Raw genomic sequence first — 2,936 nt, forward strand, 5'->3', positions numbered from 1 at the left:
TTTCGCAGGGACGACAGCGACAGCGTCGATGATGGGCTTCGCTTCGCTCCGCCCATCCTGCGAATCCACGATCCGTTCGCTGTCGTGAGATAACCATTGGGCTATGAGAATTCGACGAGGCTAGTCTTGAGACGTAGCCAGCGGACAGCGTCGTATCTGGCTGTAGCTAGCCCCGTAGCTTCCCTATTGACTCATCCATAGCTCGCTGGTTATACGATAACCCATAACCAACGGGTTATTGATCGATGTCGGATGCCCATGATGTGCTGTTTCGAACGCTCGCAGACCCGACCCGGCGGGCGATCTTCGAGCGCCTGTGCCGCAAGGGCGAGCAGACCGTCGGCGCGCTGACGGCGCGGGCGAGAATTTCGCAGCCGGCGGTGTCGAAACATCTCGGCGTGCTGAAGCAGGCCGGGCTGGTGCGTGATCGCCATGAAGGAAGGCAGACGCATTACAGCGCGCAACTCGGCGCCCTGGCGCCGCTGATCGACTGGACCAGCCAGATGGCGGGCTTCTGGCAGAACCGGTTCGACCACCTCGAAGATCTTCTCAAAAGGATGGACCAATGAACACCACCACCCGTGAGACGCGCTCCGCGATCGTCGAGCGCGAGTTTCCCCATCCGCCGGAAAAGCTCTGGCGCGCGCTGACGCAACCGCATCTGATGGAGGAGTGGCTGATGAAGAACGACTTCAAGCCCGAGGTCGGGCACAGCTTCAATCTGCGCGGCGAGTGGGGCGGCGTGCTGGACTGCAAGGTGCTCACTGTGGAGCCGCACAGGATGCTGTCCTACACGTGGAATTTCGCGCATGAGGATGCGGCCTACAATCTCGAAAGCGTGGTGGTCTTCACGCTGACGCCAACGCCGCGCGGCACCCATCTGCGCGTCGAGCAATCCGGCTTCCAGCCCCATCAGAAGCAGGCCTATGGCGGCGCCCATGCCGGGTGGAAGCAGTTCCTCGAGAAGCTGGATCAGCTGCTGGTCCGCGAGGGCTGATGATCGCTCGCTCCCTCGTCGCTTCGCTCCTCGCAATGACGCTGTACTCAAAACCCACCAACAGGAGGTCACATGAACTGGAACAACTGGATCAGGCAATCTCACCGCTGGCTCTCGATCGCCTTCACGGTCGCCGTCATCATCAACATCGTCGCCATGGTCATGCAGCAACAGGCCGTCTGGATCGGTCTGCTGGCGCTGTTCCCGCTGATCTTGATGCTGCTCAGCGGCCTGTATTTGTTCGCGTTGCCCTATCTGGCGCCGCGGCGGGGATCGACCTCGGGCTCACAAGCGTGATGCCCGGGCATCCCATGTGTGATTGCATAGGGCAGGCGGGGAACGCGAGGCAGACATGACGGCATCGGAACGTATCGACCAGATGATCGAGGATCTCACCGACTGGCGCGGCAAGACGCTTGCCAGCCTGCGCAAGAGCATCCTCGCCGCCGATCCTGAGATCATCGAGGAGTGGAAGTGGATGGGCAGTCCGGTGTGGTCGCGCGACGGCATCATTGCGGTCGGCAACGCCCACAAGGGAAAGGTGAAGCTGACCTTCATGTACGGCGCGCAACTCCCCGACCCCGACAAGCTGTTCAACACCGGCTTCGAGGGCAATGTGCGGCGCGCGATCGATCTGTTCGAGGGCGACAAGGTCAACGCCCCGGCGCTGAAAGCGCTCATTCGTGCCGCGATCGAACTCAACCAGACCAAGTCAAGGAAGCCGGCGAAGAAGGCCGCCGCGGGCGCCCGCGCGACCGCGAAGAAGAAAGCGTGAGCTGCGCCGGCATGCTGATAGCGGTCCATCCGAGATGATCAGGACCAGGCTCGCCACGATGTCGGATGCGGAAGCTATCTCCGCGCTGCTCGAGGCCAACAGCGGCGACCGGGGCGGCATGCTGCTCGGGCAATGGCCGCGCGAGATGATTGCGACGCGCATCTCGAGCGGGCAGCCGATCGTGATCGCGACCGGCGAGAAGGGCAAGTTGCTCGGCGCGCTCCTGACCTCGGAGAAGGGATTCGACGATGCCTCGCCGGTGCGGGCCATGCTGAAGGCCTGGCCGGGCGGTCCCGATGCTTATGTGTATGGTCCCGTATGCGTCTCCCAGGACGCGCGCGGTTTGGGAGTTCTGGACGCGTTATACGCCAAGATTCAGGCGACGTTTCCCGGCCGCGAGGCGATCCTCTTCATCCGGGAAGACAATCCGCGCTCGCTCAAGGCGCATCTGCGGCTCGGCATGCGCGAGGTCGCGCGATACGAATTTGCGGGCAAGGTTTTCATTGTCCTGAGCGACGGGGCGGCTTCAGGCAATAGCCGAGCGTAGCCCGGATGAGCCGACTGGTCGCGCGAGCGTGCAGCCCCGGCTGCGGGCTTCACGCCTTGGTGTGCACGATCACTGGACCGGCAACCCGGTTGCGGCCCATCAAGCCTTTGTGTGCACGATCACTGGACCCGCAACCCGGTTGCGGCCCATCAAGCCTTTGTATGCACAATCACTGGACCCGCAACCGCGGTAGCCTGGCCGATCAGCAATGGGCCGAGGTTGTCGTCGATCCAGGCCAGCGCGCGGCGGTTGGCTTCCTCGGCGCCGGCATAATTGTTGAAGACGCTGATCGCGGTGACCGTGTCGTCGCCGGCATAGACCACGTAATAGGCCATGAAGCCTTCGACATCGCTGATGATCGGAATTGCGCCTTCCTTGATCCGGCGCGCGAGTTCCTCGGCGCTACCGGACTTCGCCTTGGCGTGACGGATGGCGGCATACATGCGTTGCTCCTTCCGGCTACATCGATCGGGCGCGCTTCGCGCATACGCGATCGTACGCCTGACCGGGCGAAGATGCCATCGGGATTGCAGACGGATGAGGGCGGTTTCGAGCGAAGCTGTCCCGCACTTGATACGGGATGGATACCGGCTCGCGCGAGGAAAACGCGTCAGGCT

At 62.8% G+C, this 2,936-nt stretch carries 6 protein-coding genes; 5 read left to right on the plus strand and 1 reads right to left on the minus strand.

The window, feature by feature from the left end; translation table 11 throughout:
* The first annotated feature begins 245 nt into the window (after positions 1–245).
* The 5 genes from H8A95_RS42335 (at position 246) to H8A95_RS42355 (ending at position 2,319) form a co-directional block, all read left to right on the plus strand.
* Positions 246–569 carry an ArsR/SmtB family transcription factor gene (locus H8A95_RS42335; protein WP_229188356.1) on the plus strand — a complete coding sequence of 108 codons (324 nt, stop codon included), beginning with the start codon at positions 246–248 and terminating at the stop codon, positions 567–569.
* On the plus strand, positions 566–997 hold the full coding sequence (locus H8A95_RS42340; RefSeq protein ID WP_229188357.1) for an SRPBCC family protein: 432 nt from the start codon (positions 566–568) through the stop codon (positions 995–997). Before H8A95_RS42335 ends, H8A95_RS42340 begins: the two co-directional genes overlap by 4 nt.
* A gap of 72 nt (positions 998–1,069) precedes the next feature.
* On the plus strand, positions 1,070–1,294 hold the full coding sequence (locus H8A95_RS42345) for a hypothetical protein (protein WP_229188358.1): 225 nt from the start codon (positions 1,070–1,072) through the stop codon (positions 1,292–1,294).
* Between the two features lie 55 nt (positions 1,295–1,349).
* Complete coding sequence (locus H8A95_RS42350; protein ID WP_229188359.1) at positions 1,350–1,772, plus strand: DUF1801 domain-containing protein; 423 nt, start codon at positions 1,350–1,352, stop codon at positions 1,770–1,772.
* A gap of 34 nt (positions 1,773–1,806) precedes the next feature.
* A complete protein-coding gene (locus tag H8A95_RS42355; RefSeq protein WP_229188360.1) occupies positions 1,807–2,319 on the plus strand; it encodes a GNAT family N-acetyltransferase in 513 nt (170 codons plus the stop codon).
* Positions 2,320–2,468: 149 nt separating this feature from the next.
* Here H8A95_RS42355 and H8A95_RS42360 read toward each other — a convergent pair whose 3' ends face one another.
* Positions 2,469–2,762, minus strand: a complete 294-nt coding sequence (locus tag H8A95_RS42360) for an antibiotic biosynthesis monooxygenase (RefSeq protein WP_163154635.1) — start codon at positions 2,760–2,762, stop codon at positions 2,469–2,471.
* Between the last annotated feature and the right edge of the window lie 174 nt (positions 2,763–2,936).

The organism is Bradyrhizobium oropedii (assembly GCF_020889685.1).
In the GTDB taxonomy this organism is placed as follows: domain Bacteria; phylum Pseudomonadota; class Alphaproteobacteria; order Rhizobiales; family Xanthobacteraceae; genus Bradyrhizobium; species Bradyrhizobium oropedii.

What these genes read in the sequence shown, in the direction of transcription:
- H8A95_RS42360 (WP_163154635.1), bottom strand. Translation starts at nt 2,762, where the DNA reads ATGTATGCCGCCATCCGTCACGCCAAGGCGAAGTCCGGTAGCGCCGAG.
- H8A95_RS42345 (WP_229188358.1), top strand. Translation starts at nt 1,070, where the DNA reads ATGAACTGGAACAACTGGATCAGGCAATCTCACCGCTGGCTCTCGATC.
- H8A95_RS42355 (WP_229188360.1), top strand. Translation starts at nt 1,807, where the DNA reads ATGATCAGGACCAGGCTCGCCACGATGTCGGATGCGGAAGCTATCTCC.
- H8A95_RS42340 (WP_229188357.1), top strand. Translation starts at nt 566, where the DNA reads ATGAACACCACCACCCGTGAGACGCGCTCCGCGATCGTCGAGCGCGAG.
- H8A95_RS42350 (WP_229188359.1), top strand. Translation starts at nt 1,350, where the DNA reads ATGACGGCATCGGAACGTATCGACCAGATGATCGAGGATCTCACCGAC.
- H8A95_RS42335 (WP_229188356.1), top strand. Translation starts at nt 246, where the DNA reads ATGTCGGATGCCCATGATGTGCTGTTTCGAACGCTCGCAGACCCGACC.